This window comes from Kribbella speibonae (assembly GCF_004331375.1).
GTDB classification, from domain to species: Bacteria; Actinomycetota; Actinomycetes; order Propionibacteriales; family Kribbellaceae; genus Kribbella; species Kribbella sindirgiensis.
Genome location: NZ_SJKC01000001.1, coordinates 1,770,939 through 1,786,658 on the forward strand (window position 1 = coordinate 1,770,939; position 15,720 = coordinate 1,786,658).

Annotated in this window: 14 protein-coding genes; 8 read left to right on the plus strand and 6 right to left on the minus strand. The window is 69.2% G+C overall.

The window, feature by feature from the left end; translation table 11 throughout:
- Positions 1-27: 27 nt before the first annotated feature.
- Together E0H92_RS08900 and E0H92_RS08905 are read left to right on the plus strand one after the other, a co-directional pair.
- Positions 28-870 (plus strand): ATP-binding cassette domain-containing protein, encoded by an 843-nt coding sequence (locus E0H92_RS08900; protein ID WP_238173351.1) that lies wholly within the window; start codon positions 28-30, stop codon positions 868-870.
- Positions 867-1,631, plus strand: a complete 765-nt coding sequence (locus E0H92_RS08905; RefSeq protein WP_131495916.1) for a hypothetical protein — start codon at positions 867-869, stop codon at positions 1,629-1,631. Before E0H92_RS08900 ends, E0H92_RS08905 begins: the two co-directional genes overlap by 4 nt.
- Positions 1,632-2,084: 453 nt before the next feature.
- On the opposite strand, the gene E0H92_RS08910 is transcribed toward E0H92_RS08905, so the two are convergent.
- The 4 genes from E0H92_RS08910 to E0H92_RS08925 form a co-directional block, all read right to left on the minus strand.
- Positions 2,085-4,733 carry a glucosidase family protein gene (locus E0H92_RS08910; RefSeq protein WP_238173352.1) on the minus strand — a complete coding sequence of 883 codons (2,649 nt, stop codon included), beginning with the start codon at positions 4,731-4,733 and terminating at the stop codon, positions 2,085-2,087.
- 42 nt (positions 4,734-4,775) lie between these two features.
- On the minus strand, positions 4,776-5,780 hold the full coding sequence (locus tag E0H92_RS08915) for a LacI family DNA-binding transcriptional regulator (protein ID WP_131495917.1): 1,005 nt from the start codon (positions 5,778-5,780) through the stop codon (positions 4,776-4,778).
- A gap of 75 nt (positions 5,781-5,855) precedes the next feature.
- A complete protein-coding gene (locus tag E0H92_RS08920) occupies positions 5,856-6,629 on the minus strand; it encodes an LLM class flavin-dependent oxidoreductase (RefSeq protein ID WP_131466142.1) in 774 nt (257 codons plus the stop codon).
- Between the two features lie 730 nt (positions 6,630-7,359).
- Positions 7,360-8,100 carry an SDR family NAD(P)-dependent oxidoreductase gene (locus tag E0H92_RS08925; RefSeq protein ID WP_131495918.1) on the minus strand — a complete coding sequence of 247 codons (741 nt, stop codon included), beginning with the start codon at positions 8,098-8,100 and terminating at the stop codon, positions 7,360-7,362.
- Positions 8,101-8,235: 135 nt separating this feature from the next.
- Here E0H92_RS08925 and E0H92_RS08930 point away from each other — a divergent pair, with 135 nt between their 5' ends.
- From E0H92_RS08930 to E0H92_RS08945, 4 genes are read left to right on the plus strand one after another with little or no spacing between them, the layout of a single operon-like run.
- Positions 8,236-9,708 (plus strand): AlkA N-terminal domain-containing protein, encoded by a 1,473-nt coding sequence (locus E0H92_RS08930; protein ID WP_131495919.1) that lies wholly within the window; start codon positions 8,236-8,238, stop codon positions 9,706-9,708.
- A 2-nt stretch (positions 9,709-9,710) separates the two neighbouring features.
- Positions 9,711-10,265: a GNAT family N-acetyltransferase gene (locus tag E0H92_RS08935; RefSeq protein WP_131495920.1), complete on the plus strand. Its 555-nt coding sequence runs from the start codon at positions 9,711-9,713 to the stop codon at positions 10,263-10,265.
- Positions 10,262-10,753 (plus strand): methylated-DNA--[protein]-cysteine S-methyltransferase, encoded by a 492-nt coding sequence (locus E0H92_RS08940; RefSeq protein ID WP_131495921.1) that lies wholly within the window; start codon positions 10,262-10,264, stop codon positions 10,751-10,753. The genes E0H92_RS08935 and E0H92_RS08940 overlap by 4 nt, the downstream gene beginning before the upstream one ends.
- A gap of 27 nt (positions 10,754-10,780) precedes the next feature.
- Positions 10,781-11,329 (plus strand): YdeI/OmpD-associated family protein, encoded by a 549-nt coding sequence (locus E0H92_RS08945; protein WP_131495922.1) that lies wholly within the window; start codon positions 10,781-10,783, stop codon positions 11,327-11,329.
- A 3-nt stretch (positions 11,330-11,332) separates the two neighbouring features.
- On the opposite strand, the gene E0H92_RS08950 is transcribed toward E0H92_RS08945, so the two are convergent.
- Both E0H92_RS08950 and E0H92_RS08955 read right to left on the minus strand, forming a co-directional pair.
- Positions 11,333-12,538, minus strand: coding sequence for a cation:proton antiporter (locus tag E0H92_RS08950; RefSeq protein WP_131495923.1), 1,206 nt, complete (start codon positions 12,536-12,538; stop codon positions 11,333-11,335).
- 2 nt (positions 12,539-12,540) lie between these two features.
- A complete protein-coding gene (locus E0H92_RS08955) occupies positions 12,541-13,020 on the minus strand; it encodes a cation:proton antiporter regulatory subunit (protein WP_131286082.1) in 480 nt (159 codons plus the stop codon).
- A gap of 128 nt (positions 13,021-13,148) precedes the next feature.
- Between E0H92_RS08955 and E0H92_RS08960 the strand changes: the two genes are divergently transcribed.
- Together E0H92_RS08960 and E0H92_RS08965 are read left to right on the plus strand one after the other, a co-directional pair.
- Positions 13,149-13,691: a PadR family transcriptional regulator gene (locus E0H92_RS08960; RefSeq protein ID WP_131495924.1), complete on the plus strand. Its 543-nt coding sequence runs from the start codon at positions 13,149-13,151 to the stop codon at positions 13,689-13,691.
- Positions 13,688-15,694: an NADPH-dependent 2,4-dienoyl-CoA reductase gene (locus tag E0H92_RS08965; protein WP_131495925.1), complete on the plus strand. Its 2,007-nt coding sequence runs from the start codon at positions 13,688-13,690 to the stop codon at positions 15,692-15,694. Before E0H92_RS08960 ends, E0H92_RS08965 begins: the two co-directional genes overlap by 4 nt.
- Positions 15,695-15,720 lie beyond the last annotated feature (26 nt).

Consider the following 15,720-nt stretch of genomic DNA (forward strand, 5'->3'; position numbering starts at 1 on the left):
GAGGATCTTTCGGTTCGGTTCGCTGGTGTGCCTGCGCTGGATCGGCTCGATCTGCGGCTCGCGCCGGGCAAGATCCACGGGCTGCTCGGCCGGAACGGGTCCGGGAAGAGCACGCTCGCCGCGACGCTGGCCGGTTTCCGGCGGCCGGACGAAGGCCGGGTGCTGATCGAGGGCGGCGACCTCGGTACGGCGCAGGAGCCGTACGAGAACGCGGTCGTGACGAGCCGGGTGTGCCTGATCCGCGAGGCCGGTGACCGTCCGGATGCCGTACCCGTGAAGTACGCGGTCGGGCTCGCCGCGGCGCTGCGCCCGTACTGGGACGCGGACCTCGCCGGCGACCTCCTGGACCGCTTCGAGGTCCCGCTGAACAAGAAGATCCAGAAGCTCTCCCGCGGTAAGAAGTCCGCGCTCGGCGTCGTCCTCGGCCTCGCCAGCCGCGCCCCGCTGACGATCTTCGACGAGAGCTACCTGGGGATGGACGTCCCGTCCCGGAACCTCTTCTACGACATGCTGCTCGCCGACTACGCCGAGGTGCCGCGCACGATCGTGCTGTCCACCCATCTGGTGAGCGAGGTGAGCGCGATGCTCGAGGAGGTCGTGATCCTCGACCATGGCCGCCTCGTCACGCAGTCCCCGGTGGACGCGCTCCGCGGCCGTGGCGCCTCGATCGTCGGTCCGGCCGCGGCGGTCGACGAGTTCACCGCCGGCTTCACGGTGCTCGCGGAGGAGCGACTCGGCGGTACGAAGTCGACCACGGTCCTCGGCGACCTCGACCCGGCGTTGCTCGCCCAGGCGACCGCCGCCGGTCTGGAGATCGGCCCGGTCGGCCTGCAGGATCTGTTCGTCCACCTCACGGGGGTCAAGTCATGAGTACGGCGGTCCAGACCAGGGCGCTGCCTCGTGGTGTCACCGACCGGCATCGGCTCAAGCATGTGCTGTGGTCGCTGGTGATCGGTCTCCGGCCGATGTTGCTCGGGTACTGGGCGGTCATGGTCTTCGCGCTGTTCCTTATCGGGGTCGTGTTCCAGCTCCTGTCCAACGGCGTCACCACCAGTGCGTGGGACTACGGAACCCAGTCACCGAAGTACTTCTCGATGGCCCTCGGCATTACCGTCACCCCGGCGTACTTCGCGCTGCTGATCTCCCAGGGCATCACCCGCCGGATGTTTTCAGTTGCCGCAGGCATCTATCTCGCGGGCGCCGCGGCGGCCACCTCGCTGGTGTGGGTGCTGGTCTACCAGGTGGAACACTTGCTGTACGCCTCGCAGGGCTGGCCGGACAAACTGACCAACCCGCACCTGTTCACGAGTACGTCGCAGGTCGGTCTGGTGTTCGCGGAGTTCTTCCTGATGATCGTCGCCCACGAGGTGACGGGCTGGCTGCTCGGGATCACGTTCGTCCGGTTCGGCGTCTGGCGCGGGATCCTGCTGCTGCCGCTCGCTCTCGTGCCCGCGGCGGCGGCCGAGTTCCTGCTCGTCGCGCAGTGGCTCGCGGACGCGCTGAACAACATCGGCTACCACCGTCCACCACTCGCGGTCGCCGTCCCCACCGTTCTGGTGGTCAGTGTGCTCGGCGTGTACACCGGGTACCGGCTCCTGCACCCGATGGCAGTCAAACCGCCCAAGGGTTGAGGGGGTTATGCACAGGGGGTGTGCATAACTCGGACGGTTTCTGTGGATGGTTGCGGTATCACTGTGGACGACCGAAACTGTTGCCTGGAAAGGGTTGTGCCGGGCCTGCCGACAGCGGTAGAAATGTCGACACGCTGCTTCGATCGGAGCGGCGGGTCGAACGGAAACCGAGGGCCCTCGCGGTGGGGATCCCCACCGAGGTAGACCGGTGACGGGGTCTGCCGGCCTCCACGGACCCGTATCGGGAAGCTGGAGACGTCACCTTCCTTCAGCTGTGCGGGCCCCTCCGACTCATACTCGGAGGGGCCCGCCTTCTTGTGTCACCAAGACTGCGCAGTACCGAATTCCGGGCATGACGAACCGGCCGGTGCGCAGAACGGTTGCGCACCGGCCGACTTCACCCACAACCCCGAGCGAAGCGAGGGGCTGTTTGCTTTTGCTCTATTCGTTCAATTACTTGAGAGTGATCGTCAACAACGTCCGCGCACCGCGCGCCGCTACGTGGACCTCTGTTCCACGACTCGTGGTCACGAGCTTGTACTGCGCTGCGTGACCGTCGACCGTCACGCTGTGCACCTTGGCGCCGGTCGGCAGTACGGCGCCGACCGTGAGCGCCGCGCCGACGCCCTTCGCGGTGACCTCGGTCGACAACGCCTTACCTGTAAGGCGTGCCGACACGTCGACCGCCCCGCGACCGACCCGGATGTTGCTACCGGCCACCTTCTGCTGGCCTTCCGGCAGTTGCGGTACGACGGCGATCCGCCCGTGTCCCAGATCGGGATCGACGCCGAGCTGCTGGTGCACCACCGGCCAGAGGATCCCGTACGCGCCCCAGGCCTGCAGCGTCATCGAGCGGTCGTAGAACGGCCGGCCGATGTTCGCGGGGGAGTCCGGCGACGGAGCGATCTCCGGCATCGCACCGGGAGTCTCCCAGACCGACGGGTCGAGCTGGATGCGGGCATTGGCGGTGGTGTACCGCTGCTGCTGCATGGTGCCCAGCCGTCCGAAGTTGCCCTCTGCAACGGCCATGATCGACGTGTTCAGACCGAACATCGCGCGCTCGCTCTGGACCGTCGACACCACCGAGTCGCACGAGTCGCCACGGTTGCCGCCGTCGGCGGACGTCGGGCCGGTACCGGTGTGGTAGAGGCCGAATTCCCCTGTGTAGCAAGAGGTTTCGCGTTGGTCGAGCGCGGTCTTCGCGTGCTCGGCCGACGCCAGCGGTGAGGTCTGGCCCGGACGGGTCAGCACGGCTTCCATCGGCGTGACGCCGATCCAGTGCCGCTGGAAGATCGGGGTGTTGTCGTTCGCCGGGTCGGTCGGGTTGTCGACCGAGTCGGCGTACCCCTTCGCGGCCGCGACCCACCACTGCGCCTCGAACTTGGACTCGAGGTCGTCGGCGCGACCGGTCGCCCACTGCTGCACCTTCGTGTCGTGCTTGGACGCGGCGAGGTCGGCCAGGTCCCGCAGCCCGCGGGCGAGGTACACGGTGCTGTCGAGTTTCTCCACGCCCATCCCCGCGCGCTCGACGTTCGCCAGGCCTTCGGGCCAGCCGTCGCTGTCCTTGTCGAGGGTCTTGTAGATGTACTGCAGGTTCCGGACGCTGAAGTCGTACATCTCGTCGCGGAACTTGTTGTCACCCGTCCAGCGCCACAGCAGTGCGACCGTACTCGGGAACTTCACCGTCTCGTCGGTGTTGCCCGCGCTCTGGTTCGAGCCGAAGTACACGTCGCCGGTCGGCGTCACCTCGTGCGCGACCTTGCCGCTGCGGTTGTTCAGCAGATCGCTGACATCGCGGAGGGCCCGCAGGTGTTCCTTCACGGTGTCGAACTGGCCGGCGGCGACGGCGGCGAACGCCGTGTACTCGCCGTCGGTCGCGAACAGCCACGGATAGTCCGGGAAGCCGGCGCCGAACCAGCGGGCGGTCGGGACCGTCCCGACCGGTGCCGGGTAGTCCTTGCCTTCGTTCACGTCCCGGATCTGCAGGTTGCGCGCCTCCTGGACGGAGTCCGCGAGGTTCTGCTTGCTCCACTCGACGCTCTGCTGCAGCAGACGGTCACCAGGAAGGTCCACTGCGGACTGCGCGTCGACCTGCTGCCGCGCGGCGGTCTTTGCCCGCAGCAACTTGTCCGGGTTGCTCAGCGCCTTGCCGTACTCGCGTTCCGCGGCCCGGCTGCCCTGGTCGGACCCGGCCACGGCGAACCAGATCGTCTTCGACTGACCGGCGGCCAGCGGTACGTCGTACGTGAGCCGGCCGCCGGTGCCCTTCCCGACGAGCGAGTCGTCACAGCGCGCAGGCGTCGTACCGTCGGCCGGGCACATCACTGCCGGGCTCTGCGGTCCGCGGTGGTCCGCGCCGAGCTGGTGGCCCGTCGGACGCAGGGACGATCCGACGAACGCGGCGTAGTCGTGCGCGGTCGCGTTCGGGTACGACGGGGTGCCCTGCTCGCGGAAACGGAGCGCGCCGTCGCTGAAGGCGCCCGTGTCGGGCAGGTTCGCCTCCGCGGCGGTCGGCTTCGTCCAGCCCCACGGGTACGGCTGCATCAGCTCCGAGTGCGCGTCGACGTCGAGCTTGACCGTCTTCGCCGTACTCGACCTGAGGGTGAGTCCGACGAGCGTCGCGCGGATGCCGTCGGGGACGAAGTCGGTACGGCGGACGTTCACGGCGCCGGAGTAGTCGATCCGGCTGTAGCCGTGGCCGCTGGTGTACTTCGCGGCGGGCACCTGCTTGCCGAGCCAGTTCCCGTCGAGGCCGAACCAGATGCCGTCGAGGAGTTTGATCGGCTGCGACCAGAAACCGCCCATCTCACCGCGGATGTGCCACCCGGCGGCCGGGTAGAGGCCGGATTCGTCGCCCATGGCGTAGGCGCGGTCGCCGACGACGAGCGAACGGCGGTCGGTGAGTCGAGTGGTTTCGGAGAGCTCGGACGCACCGGACGCGGCGACCGGAGAGGAGGCGGTCGCCGACGCGCCGGAGGTCGAGGGGCCGGCGAGGGCGGACGCAGCGCCGGCGAGCAGGGTCGCGGTGGTCAGCAGGACGACGCCGGCGGTCCGGCGTACCGGTCTGCGGGCGGTTCTTCGATTGGTCGGATAGGGAGTCATGGCGGTTCCTCCTTCTCGCGGCGCCCGGGGAAGCGCCGAAAATCAGCCAGGGGCCGAGCTGCCCCTGATCACCAGTTCTGGCCGCAGTAGGCGTTCGATCGGGCTTCCGTTGGGGGAGCCGGTCAGGATTGTGATCAGCTCCTCGGCGATCTGGTCCATCGGCTGCCGGAGGCTGGTCAGGCCGGGGGAGACGACCTCGGCGAGCGGGGAGTCGTCGAACCCGGTGACGCCGACGTCGTGGCCGGGGGTCAGACCGCGGCGGGTGAGCTCGCGGAGCGCGCCGAGCGCGAGAATGTCGCTGAGGGCAACGATCCCGTCGACGGTGCGGCCGCCGTCGAGCAGTCGCGCGGTGGCGCGGGCGCCTTCCTCGATACTGTCCTCGCGGCACCGGACGGCGAGTCCGGTGATCGGCAAACCGAGGTCCTTGCACGCGTCGCGCCAGCCGCCGACCCGGTCCTCGCCCAGCCCGGACGATTTCGGCCAGCCCAGGAAGGCGATCCGGCGACGGCCGCTCTCGTACAGGTGCCGGACCGCCATCGCGGAACCGGCCGCGCCGTCGACGTCCACCCACGCGCCGGGTTGCGTGGTCTGCTTCCACACGCGGCCGAAGCTGACGAACGGGATGTCCTGTTCCTTCAGCCAGCCGTGCCTCGGGTCGTGCGTCTCGGTCTGCGACAGAACGAATCCGTCGACCATCCGGCGGGCATGCAGGTCGTCGTACGTCGGCATGCCGTCGACGCCGCCCGGTGCGGTGAAGAGCAGGATGTGCCGGCCGGTGCGTTCGGCCGCGGCGCAGAGGGCGTGCAGGAACTGGTCCATCACCAGGTGCGTCTGGTTCGGCCAGCTGGGCACGCAATACCCGATCAGCTCGACCGCGCTGGTGCGCAGACTGCGGGCGTTACGATTGGGCCGGTAGTTGAGCAGTTCGATCGAGCGGTTCACCCGCTTGAGCGTGTCCGCGCGCAGGCGGTGCGGGGCGTTCAGCGCGTTCGACACCGTCTGCACGGAGACCTCGGCGTGGGCGGCGACCTGCTTCAAAGTAGCCACAGCGACCTCCCACGGACGTTTTGAACGTTAAAAACAATCCGCAGTCTCTCCCGAGGCCGCCGCGCTGTCAACGGGTCAGGTCGGCGGTCCTTGGCGGACGATCGCCAACGTGTCCTCGACCGGCATCGGCGCGATCCACCGACCCCACCACGCCGCACCCGCCTCCGCGAACGCTCCCGGATCCCCGCCACTGACCTTCACATCGATGTCCCGCTCGGCCAGCAGCCCGCGAACGTCGTCCGGGGTGATCTGCTGCGGTGCGTCCGTACTCCCTTTGTAGGCACACGATCCGTCCCACCGGAGGATCCGCCGACGGACGGCCGGCACGAGAAAGTTGCCTCCTACCCAGATCGGGATCCGCGGTGTCTGCACCGGCCGAGCCGTCAGCTGGGCGTTGTCGAGCGAGTAGTGCTTGCCGCTGAAGGTCACCGGCTGCCCGGTCCAGAGTCCGTCGATGATCGCGAGCCCTTCGTCGAGCATCTCCGCCAGCACCCGCGGCGCGTAGTTCTCCAGGAAGGGATCGCCGGGGTCCCCGATCCCGACGCCGAGGATCATCCGCCCGCCGGACAGCTGATCCAGCGCCACCGCCTCCGCAGCCACCTTCCACGGCCGCCGGCGGGGCAGCGGCGTGACGGTCGTCCCGATCCGGATCCGCTCGGTCGCCATCGCCATACCGGCCAGACAGATCCACGGATCGTACGTCGGCTGGGTCGTGTCGCCCTGGTAGACGAGGTAGTCCTCCAGGAACATCCCGTCCCACCCGCAGTCCTCCACCACGCGGGCGAGCTCCGCCAAACCCCGCGGATCCCGCCCGTGCCCCACCGCCCCAACCGTCACCGAAAACTTCACCCACCCGACGCTAACCACCCCCACCGACAACCTCCTGTGGTTATCCCCTGAGCCGGTGGGTTGCCCACTGAGAATCTGAGGGGGCAAGGCACCAACTCGGGGGATATCCGGCTTTGTGTGTTGGGCGTACAGGCGGTGTGACCGAGGGTGGCCGCGAGGTCCAGGTCTGGGGAGTGGGGACTGCTACCCACCTGAAATGACCAGCCAGAGTCCCCGATCGGCCCACAGTTGACCCACACATCGGACAGGAGAGCCGAAGATCCGGCTCGCCAGAAGGTCTCCGGCGAGGCGCCGAAACCCTCCATCAAGCACACGCTTCCGACACCGGCCGCGCGTCCGGCGTGTGTCTGCAGTTGGACAGGAACTGTCGGTCGGCTGGGTAGTGCACCTGAGCGTGAAGGTGGTCACGCGTACGGTGTCTCGGCGGTGCTCTACCTGTCGAGCTGCAGACCACCCCGGTGGTGCCGGGGCTCGAGCCGTGAGTGTCGGCGGCTGGATGCGGTGTGTGGGGTGGCTTGGTGGGGAAGAATAGGTTGCTGGCTGCAACTTAGTTTCCCAGCTCTTCGGGTGCTGCTCGGGTCCGAGCAGCAGGGACTCTCCCCGCTCGGCAGGGTCCCGACAACCCAGAACCTCCACAGAGAACGGCTTGCGCCACTCCCGCCACGCTCGAACCACCCACACATCCGTCACAAGAGCCGGATAGCCCCTCAGACGCCTGGGCGCCCTCGGGTCAGGCGGTGTGGCCGCCGTCGATGGTGAGGGCGGTGCCGGTGATGTAGGTGGCGTTCGGGCCGGCCAGGTAGGTGATGGCGGCCGCTACCTCGGCGGTGGTGCCGAAGCGGGGGAGGGACAGGTTGGTCAGTTGGGCGGCGGCGAAGGGGCCGTCGGCCGGGTTCATGTCGGTGTCGATCGGGCCGGGGTGGACGACGTTGGACGTGATACCGCGCGATCCGAGTTCGCGGGCGAGGCTCGCGCTCAGGCCCGTCATCGCGGACTTGCTCATCGCGTACAGCGTCATCCCCGGCCCGGGCACCCGCCCGGTCACGCAGCTGCCGAGGTGGATCATCCGGCCGCCGTCGGACAGCTCCGGTACGGCGGCCTGCGCGGCCGCGTAGGCCCCGCGGACGTTGACCGCGATCACCCGGTCGACGTCCTCCAGCGACAGGTCGCCGATCGGAGCGATCGCGCCGACGCCGGCGTTGTTGACCAGGATGTCCAACCCACCAAGGGCTTCCGCGGCCCGCCGTACGCCGTCACCGACCGCCACCGCATCGCCCGAGTCGACCGCGTACGCGAACCCGCGCCGCCCCAGTGCCTCGATCTCCTTCACCACCGACGCCGCGGCGTCCGAGGACGAGTTGTAGGTGATCGCGACGTCCGCGCCACGCTCCGCCAGGGCGACGGCGGTCGCCGCGCCGATCCCGCGGCTGCCCCCGGTCACCAGTACCTTCTTGCCAAGCAGTTCGTTCATGCTTCAAGTTCATCGGCGCAGCGGCGGCGAAGCTGGCGAGAATCCGCCACCGGTTCCTCCCGTCGCAAAACCGCGAACACCTCCATGTCGCAAATTCGCTAGGAACTGTCGGTGGGGGCAGGGATGCTGGAGGGCGTGTACGAGTGCAGGGAGCGATGTGTCCGGGCGGTGCAGTCCAAGGACGCGCGGTTCGACGGGTGGTTCTTCACGGCGGTCCTGACCACCAAGATCTACTGCCGGCCGAGCTGTCCGGTGGTGCCGCCGAAGGTCGAGAACATGCGGTTCTACCCGAGTGCCGCGGCGGCCCAGCAGGCCGGGTTCCGCGCCTGCAAGCGGTGCCGGCCCGATGCGAGCCCGGGCTCCCCCGAGTGGAACGACCGCGCCGACCTGGTCGCCCGGGCGATGCGCCTGATCGCGGACGGCGTCGTCGACCGCGACGGCGTACCGGGGCTGGCCGGCCAGCTCGGGTACAGCGTCCGCCAGGTGCAACGCCAGCTCCAGGCCGAGCTCGGCGCCGGGCCGCTCGCGCTCGCCCGGGCGCAACGTGCACAGACCGCGCGGCTGCTGATCGAGACGAGTGAGCTGCAGATGGCGGACGTGGCGTTCGCCGCCGGCTTCTCCAGCGTGCGGACCTTCAACGAGACCGTGCAGGAGGTGTTCGCGCTCGCCCCGACGGAGCTGCGCCGCCGAGCCCGCCGCGGTACGACGTCCACCGCGCCTGGCACGATCTCGCTCCGGCTTCCGTTCCGTGCACCGTTGACGCCCGACAACCTGTTCGGTCACCTGATCGCCACCGGCGTACCTGGGGTCGAGGAGTGGCGCGACGGGCACTACCGCCGCACGCTTCGGCTGCCGCACGGTCATGGCGTCGTCGCTCTGCGACCGATGCCGGACCACATCGCCTGCCAGCTCTCGCTCACCGACCAGCGCGATCTCGCGATCGCGATCAGCCGTTGCCGCCGGATGCTCGACCTCGACGCGGACCCGGTCGCGGTCGACGACCTGCTCGGCGCCGATCCGGTGCTCGCTCCGCTGATCGCGAAGGCACCAGGCCGCCGGGTCCCCCACACAGTCGACGGCGAGGAGTTCGCGGTCCGCGCGGTGCTCGGCCAGCAGGTGTCGACCGCGGCGGCGCGGACGCACGCGCATCGCCTGGTACTGCAACACGGCGAGCCGATCGAGGACGCGGCCGGCGGGCTCACGCATCTGTTCCCGACGATGCAGGCGCTCGCCGAGCTCGACCCGGAGACGCTGGCGTTCCCGAAGTCACGCCGTACGACGCTCACCACGCTGATCGCGACGCTCGCCGCGGGGGAGATCGATCTGGGCGCGGGCGCTGATTGGGATCGCGCGCGGGTGCAGCTGGCCGCGCTGCCCGGGATCGGCCCGTGGACCGTGGAGTCGATCGCGATGCGCGCGCTCGGCGACCCGGACGCCTTCGTGGCCAGCGATCTCGGTATCCGGTACGCCGCCCGTGACCTAGGCTTGCCCGAGGCCCCCAAACTCCTGACCGACCACGCCCGCGCGTGGCGGCCTTGGCGTGCGTACGCCGTGCAGTACCTGTGGGCCACCGGCGACCATGCGATCAACAAGATCCCCACGGAGTGACGATGACCGAACTGACCACCGACCGGCTGCTGCTGCGCAACTGGCGCGACTCCGACCGGGAGCCGTTCGCCGCGCTGAACGCGGATCCGGCCGTGATGGAGCACTTCCCGGCGCCGCAGACGCGGGAGCAGAGCGACGGGCTGATCGACCGGACCATTCCGATGATCGACGAGCGCGGCTGGGGACTGTGGGCGCTGGAGGTGCGGGACACCGGTGAGTTCATCGGGTTCACCGGGCTGTCGGTGCCGAGCTTCGAGGCGCATTTCATGCCGGCCGTGGAGATCGGCTGGCGGCTCGCGAAGGGGGCCTGGGGCAACGGTTACGCGAGCGAGGCGGCCCGGGCGGCGCTCGCGCACGGGTTCGGTCCGGGCGGGCTGGACGAGATCGTGTCGTTCACCGCGACCCCGAACGTGCCGTCGCAGCGCGTCATGCAGCGGATCGGCATGGTGCACGACGAGCCCGGTGACTTCGACCATCCCCGGATCGCGGACGGCCACCGGCTGCAGCGGCACGTGCTCTACCGGATCGACCGCGCGCAGTGGGAGTCCACCCGGTGACGTACGCCGTCGTCGACAGCCCGCTCGGTCCGCTCACGCTGGTGGGCACCGAGGCGGGCGAGTTGACGGGGCTGTACATGGACCGGCAGCGCTACCGCCCGGAGCAGGCCGGGTTCGGTGATCGCGACGACTCGGCCTTTCCTTCGGTCGCGGTGCAGTTGGACGAGTACTTTCATCACGGCCGCACGAACTTCGAGGTGCGGCTGCAGCTTGGCGGTACGCCGTTCCAGCGGGAGGTTTGGTCTGCGCTGCAGGACATCCCGTTCGGGACGACTGCGACGTACGGCGGTCTTGCGGAGGTGCTCGGGTTGAAGCCGGGGTCGGCGCGGGCGGTGGGGCTGGCGAACGGGAAGAACCCGGTGAGCATCATCGTGCCGTGCCATCGGTTGGTCGGCTCAACCGGGAACTTGACCGGGTACGGCGGTGGTATCGAGCGGAAGCGGGCGCTGCTCGATCATGAACGCGGAGAAAAACTGCTCATTGGATGAGCACTTATTCGGCGCATGCTGGTCTGTATGGAGAGCTTGAGCTGTGCGGATGTGAGCGAGTGGCGGGGCTGGCTGGAGGCCAACGGGCGGACCGAGCGGTCGGTGTGGTTGGTCGTGCATCGCGAGGCGGATGGGATGAACCTGGCGGCTGCGGTTGAGCATGCGCTGTGTTTCGGGTGGATCGACAGTAAGACGGTTCGGCGTGACGAGCGGACGACGTACCAGTGCTTCACGCCTCGGAATCCGCGGAGTACCTGGAGCAAGGTGAACCGGGAGCGGGTTGAGCGGCTGACGGCGGCGGGGTTGATGATGCCGGCGGGGGCGGAGCTGGTGGCGCACGCCCGGAGCACCGGGACGTGGGATCTGCTGGCTGACGCGCAGAACCTGATCGTTCCGCCCGACCTGCGGGCCGCGCTGGCGGCCGACACGCGGGCGGACGAGAACTTCCAGGCGTTTCCGCCGTCCACCCGCCGCACCATCCTCGAGTGGATCACCCTCGCCAAGCGCGCCGAGACGCGGTCCCGCCGCATCGCCGAGACAGTCGAGCAGGCCGCCGCCGGCCTCCGGGCGAGGTAGGAGTCAGCTGGGGGTGTTAGCAGGTTCGGGGGTGGGGGCCTCGGTTGGTTTGCGGGGTTTGCGGGTGAGGCGGCGGGCCAGGGGTTCGGTGTAGCGGGCGGCGATCGGGCCGAGGATGACCAGGATCAGCACGTACGCCGTGGCCAGCGGACCGAGCTTCGGTTCGACGCCGACCGCGAGACCCGCGATGACGATCGAGAACTCGCCCCGCGCGACCAGCGTCCCGCCCGCACGCCAGCGCCCCGCGGTCGAGATGCCCGCGCGCCGAGCGGCGTACCAGCCGGTGGCGATCTTGGTGAGTGTGGTCAGGACCGCCAGCCCGAACGCGATCGCCAGCACCGGCGGGATCTTCGCCGGATCGGTGCTCAACCCGAAGAACACGAAGAACACCGCCGCGAACAGGTCACGCAGCGGACTGAGCAGATTACGGGCGCCGTGCGCGACCTCACCCGACAACGCGATGCCGACCAGGAACGCGCCGACCGCCGCCGATACCTGCAACTGCTGCGCGATCCCCGCGACGAGCAGCGTGAGACCGAGGACGACGAGCAGCAGCATCTCCGGGTTGTCCGAGGAGACGGCCCGGCTGATGACCCGCCCGTACCGGAGGGCGATGAACAGCACCACGCTCACCGTGCCCAGTGAGATCAGCAGCGTCATACTCCCGCCGGCCAGCCCGACACCGGCCAGCAGCGCGGTGAGGATCGGCAGGTAGACCGCCATCGACAGGTCCTCGAGTACGAGGATCCCCAGGATCACCGGCGTTTCCCGGTTACCCAGCCGGCCGAGATCACCGACGACCTTCGCGATCACACCGGACGACGAGATCCAGGTGACGCCTGCCAGTGCGACCGCCGCGACCGGACCCCACCCGAGCAGCAACGCGACGGCCGCGCCGGGCAACGCGTTGAGCAGGAAGTCGACCGCCCCGGAGACGTACTGCGTCTTCAGGGTGCCGACGAGATCGGACGCCGTGTACTCGAGCCCGAGCAGCAACAGCAGCAGGATCACGCCGATCTCGGCGCCGGTCGCGACGAACTCCTCACTCGCTGCCAACGGCAACAACCCGCCGTGTCCGAACGCGAGACCTGCCAGTAGATAAAGGGGAATCGGCGAGAAGCCGAGCCGGCCGGCGATCCGGCCGAGGATGCCGAGGGCAAGGATGACCGCGCCCAGCTCGATCAGCAGGGCGGTGATGTTCTCGTGCATCCTCAGCCCCCGGCGATCAGATCGGCCACGGCGTCGACGCCCTCACGGGTGCCGACCACGACCAGCGTGTCGCCGATCGCGAACCGGAAGTCCGGCGTCGGCGACGGGGTCGCCCCGGTACGCCGCAGGACCGCGACGATCGAGGCCCCGGTCCGGCTGCGGGCCTGGGTGTCGCCGAGCGTCCGGCCGGAGTACGGCGACTTGGCGGTGACCGGGATGTGCTCCGTGACCAGGTCGATCTCGATCTCGCCGCGGACCGGGTCGAGCGGCTCGGGGATCAGCAGCTGCGCGAGCGCCGCCGCTTCGCTCTGGCCTAACGGGACGCTGGCCTGGCACTCGTCGTCGTCCTCGGGATTGTGGAACCCGAGGAACCGCCGCCCGTCGTTGTGCACCACCACCGAGACATGCTTGCCGGCGTCGGTGACCAGGTCGTACCGAACCCCGATCCCGGGCAACGTCGTCTTGGTCGGGTGCTGGTTCATGATGCTCCGATCAAATAGCTGGCGTCTGCAACCATTCTCTCAAAGTCGGCCAAGCTTGTCCGGACATGTCCTGTGACATGGGATGCAATCAGGTGCAGTGCAACGAGTTGCATAGGTAGCCTCGGGTCATGGCGCTGGAGCACGCGATTCTGGTTTCGCTGACCGAGCGGTCCGGGTCCGGGTACGAGCTGGCCCGGCGGTTCGACCGGTCGATCGGGTACTTCTGGCCGGCCACCCACCAGCAGATCTACCGGGTGCTACGGCGGATGGACGAGGCCGGCTGGGTGAAGCACACCGAGATCGCCCAGGACGGCCGCCCGGACAAGAAGGTGTACCGGGTCGCGGCGGCCGGGCGTGCGGAGTTGTCGCGCTGGCTGGCCGAGCCGGAGGATCCCGCCGTACTGCGGGACGGGCTCGGCGTGAAGCTCCGCGGGGCCTCGCTGGGTGCCGCGGACGTGGTGTTCAAGGAGATCGAGCGGCACCGTGCCGAGCACGCGACGCGGCTCGAGGTGTACCGCGGGATCCAGAAGCGGGACTTCCCGAAACCGTCCGGCCTGCGCGGCCGCGAACTGCACCAGTACCTCGTACTGCGCGGGGGCATCCGCGCCGAGGAATCCTTCGTCGCCTGGTGTGACGAAGTGATCGAAGCCCTCCGGAAGGACAACCGATGAGTTCGTATCCGCACCTGCTGGAGCCGCTCGATCTCGGGCATGTCGTGTTGCCGAACCGGGTGATCATGGGGTCGATGCACACCGGGCTCGAGGATCGGTTGAGCGATCTGCCCAAGCTGGCGGCGTACTTCGCCGAGCGTGCGCGCGGCGGCGTCGGCCTGATGGTGACCGGCGGCTACGCGCCGAACCGCACCGGCTGGCTGACACCCTTCGGGTCGCGGCTGACCAACCGCAGGCAGGCACGCAAGCACCGGCTGCTGACCAGTGCGGTGCATGAAGCAGGCGGCCGGATCGCGCTCCAGATCCTGCACGCCGGCCGCTACTCGTACCACCCGTTCAGCGTCTCGGCCTCCGCCCTGAAGGCCCCGATCAACCCCTTCAAACCGCGCGCCCTGTCCGACCGCGGCGTCCGCCGGCAGATCACGGCGTACGTCGACTGCGCGGCGCTCGCCCGCGAGGCCGGGTACGACGGCGTCGAGATCATGGGGTCCGAGGGGTACTTCATCAACCAGTTCCTGTCCGAGCGGACCAACAAGCGGACCGACCGTTGGGGTGGCAGCCCGGAGAACCGGCGCCGGCTCGCGGTGGAGATCGTCCGGCGGACCCGGGAACGGGTCGGCGACGACTTCCTGATCATCTACCGGCTCTCGATGGCCGACCTGGTCGAGGGCGGGCAGACCTGGGACGACGTGGTTGTGCTGGGCAAGGAGATCGAGGCCGCCGGGGCGTCGATCATCAACACCGGGATCGGCTGGCACGAGGCGCGGGTGCCGACGATCGTCACGTCGGTGCCGCGTGCCGCGTTCACCAGCGTGACCGCGGCGTTCAAGCCGCACGTGAAGATCCCGGTCGTCACCTCGAACCGCATCAACCTGCCGCAGGTCGCCGAGGAGGTCCTGGCGCGCGGGGACGCGGACCTGGTCAGCATGGCGCGCCCGTTCCTGGCCGACCCGGAGTGGGTGCTCAAGGCAACGACCGATCGGGCCGACGAGATCAACGTCTGCATCGCCTGTAACCAGGCGTGTCTGGATCATGTGTTCGCGAAGAAGAAGGCGAGCTGCATGGTCAATCCGCGGGCGGCCCGGGAGACCGAGTTGCAGTTGCTGCCGACCCGGCGTACCAAGAGCATCGCGGTCGTCGGGGCCGGGCCGGCCGGGCTGGCGGCGGCGGTGACGGCGGCCGAGCGCGGGCATCGCGTCGAGCTGTTCGAGGCGGACGCGGAGATCGGCGGCCAGTTCGGGATCGCCCAGCAGATCCCCGGCAAGGAGGAGTTCGCCGAGACGATCAGGTACTACCGGCGGCGGCTCGAGCTGACCGGCGTCAAGCTGCACCTCGGCCGCCGCGCCGGCGCCGACGACCTGGCCGGCTTCGACGAGATCGTGCTCGCGACCGGCGTCGTCCCGCGGGTGCCCGCGATCCCCGGCATCGATCACCCGAAGGTGCTCTCGTACGTCGAGGTCGTCCGTGAGCGGAAACCGGTCGGGGACACGGTCGCGGTGATCGGGGCCGGTGGGATCGGGGTGGATGTCAGCGAGTTCCTGACCACCACCACGCCGGACCTCGCCGCGTGGAAGGCGGAGTGGGGTGTCGGTGATCCGACGCAGCTCCCAGGTGCGCTCGCCGTACCGCAGCCGGAGCCGTCGCCGCGCAAGGTGTACCTGCTGCAGCGCAAGGCCGGGAAGATCGGTGCCGGGCTCGGGAAGACGACCGGGTGGGTGCACCGGGCCGCGTTGAAGAACAAGCAGGTCGAGCAGTTGCGCGGGGTGAACTACGAACGCATCGACGACGAAGGCCTGCACGTCACCTTCGGCCCGAACCGCGAGAACCCGCGCGTGCTGGCGGTCGACAACGTGGTGATCTGCGCCGGCCAGGAACCTGTCCGCGAGCTGGCCGACGCTCTGACCGGCCGCCCGGTCCACCTGATCGGCGGCGCCGACGTAGCCGCCGAACTCGACGCGAAACGAGCCATCGAGCAAGCGACCCGACTGGCCCTCACGCTCTGACTAGTGCACCTCGGCCGGTGTACTAG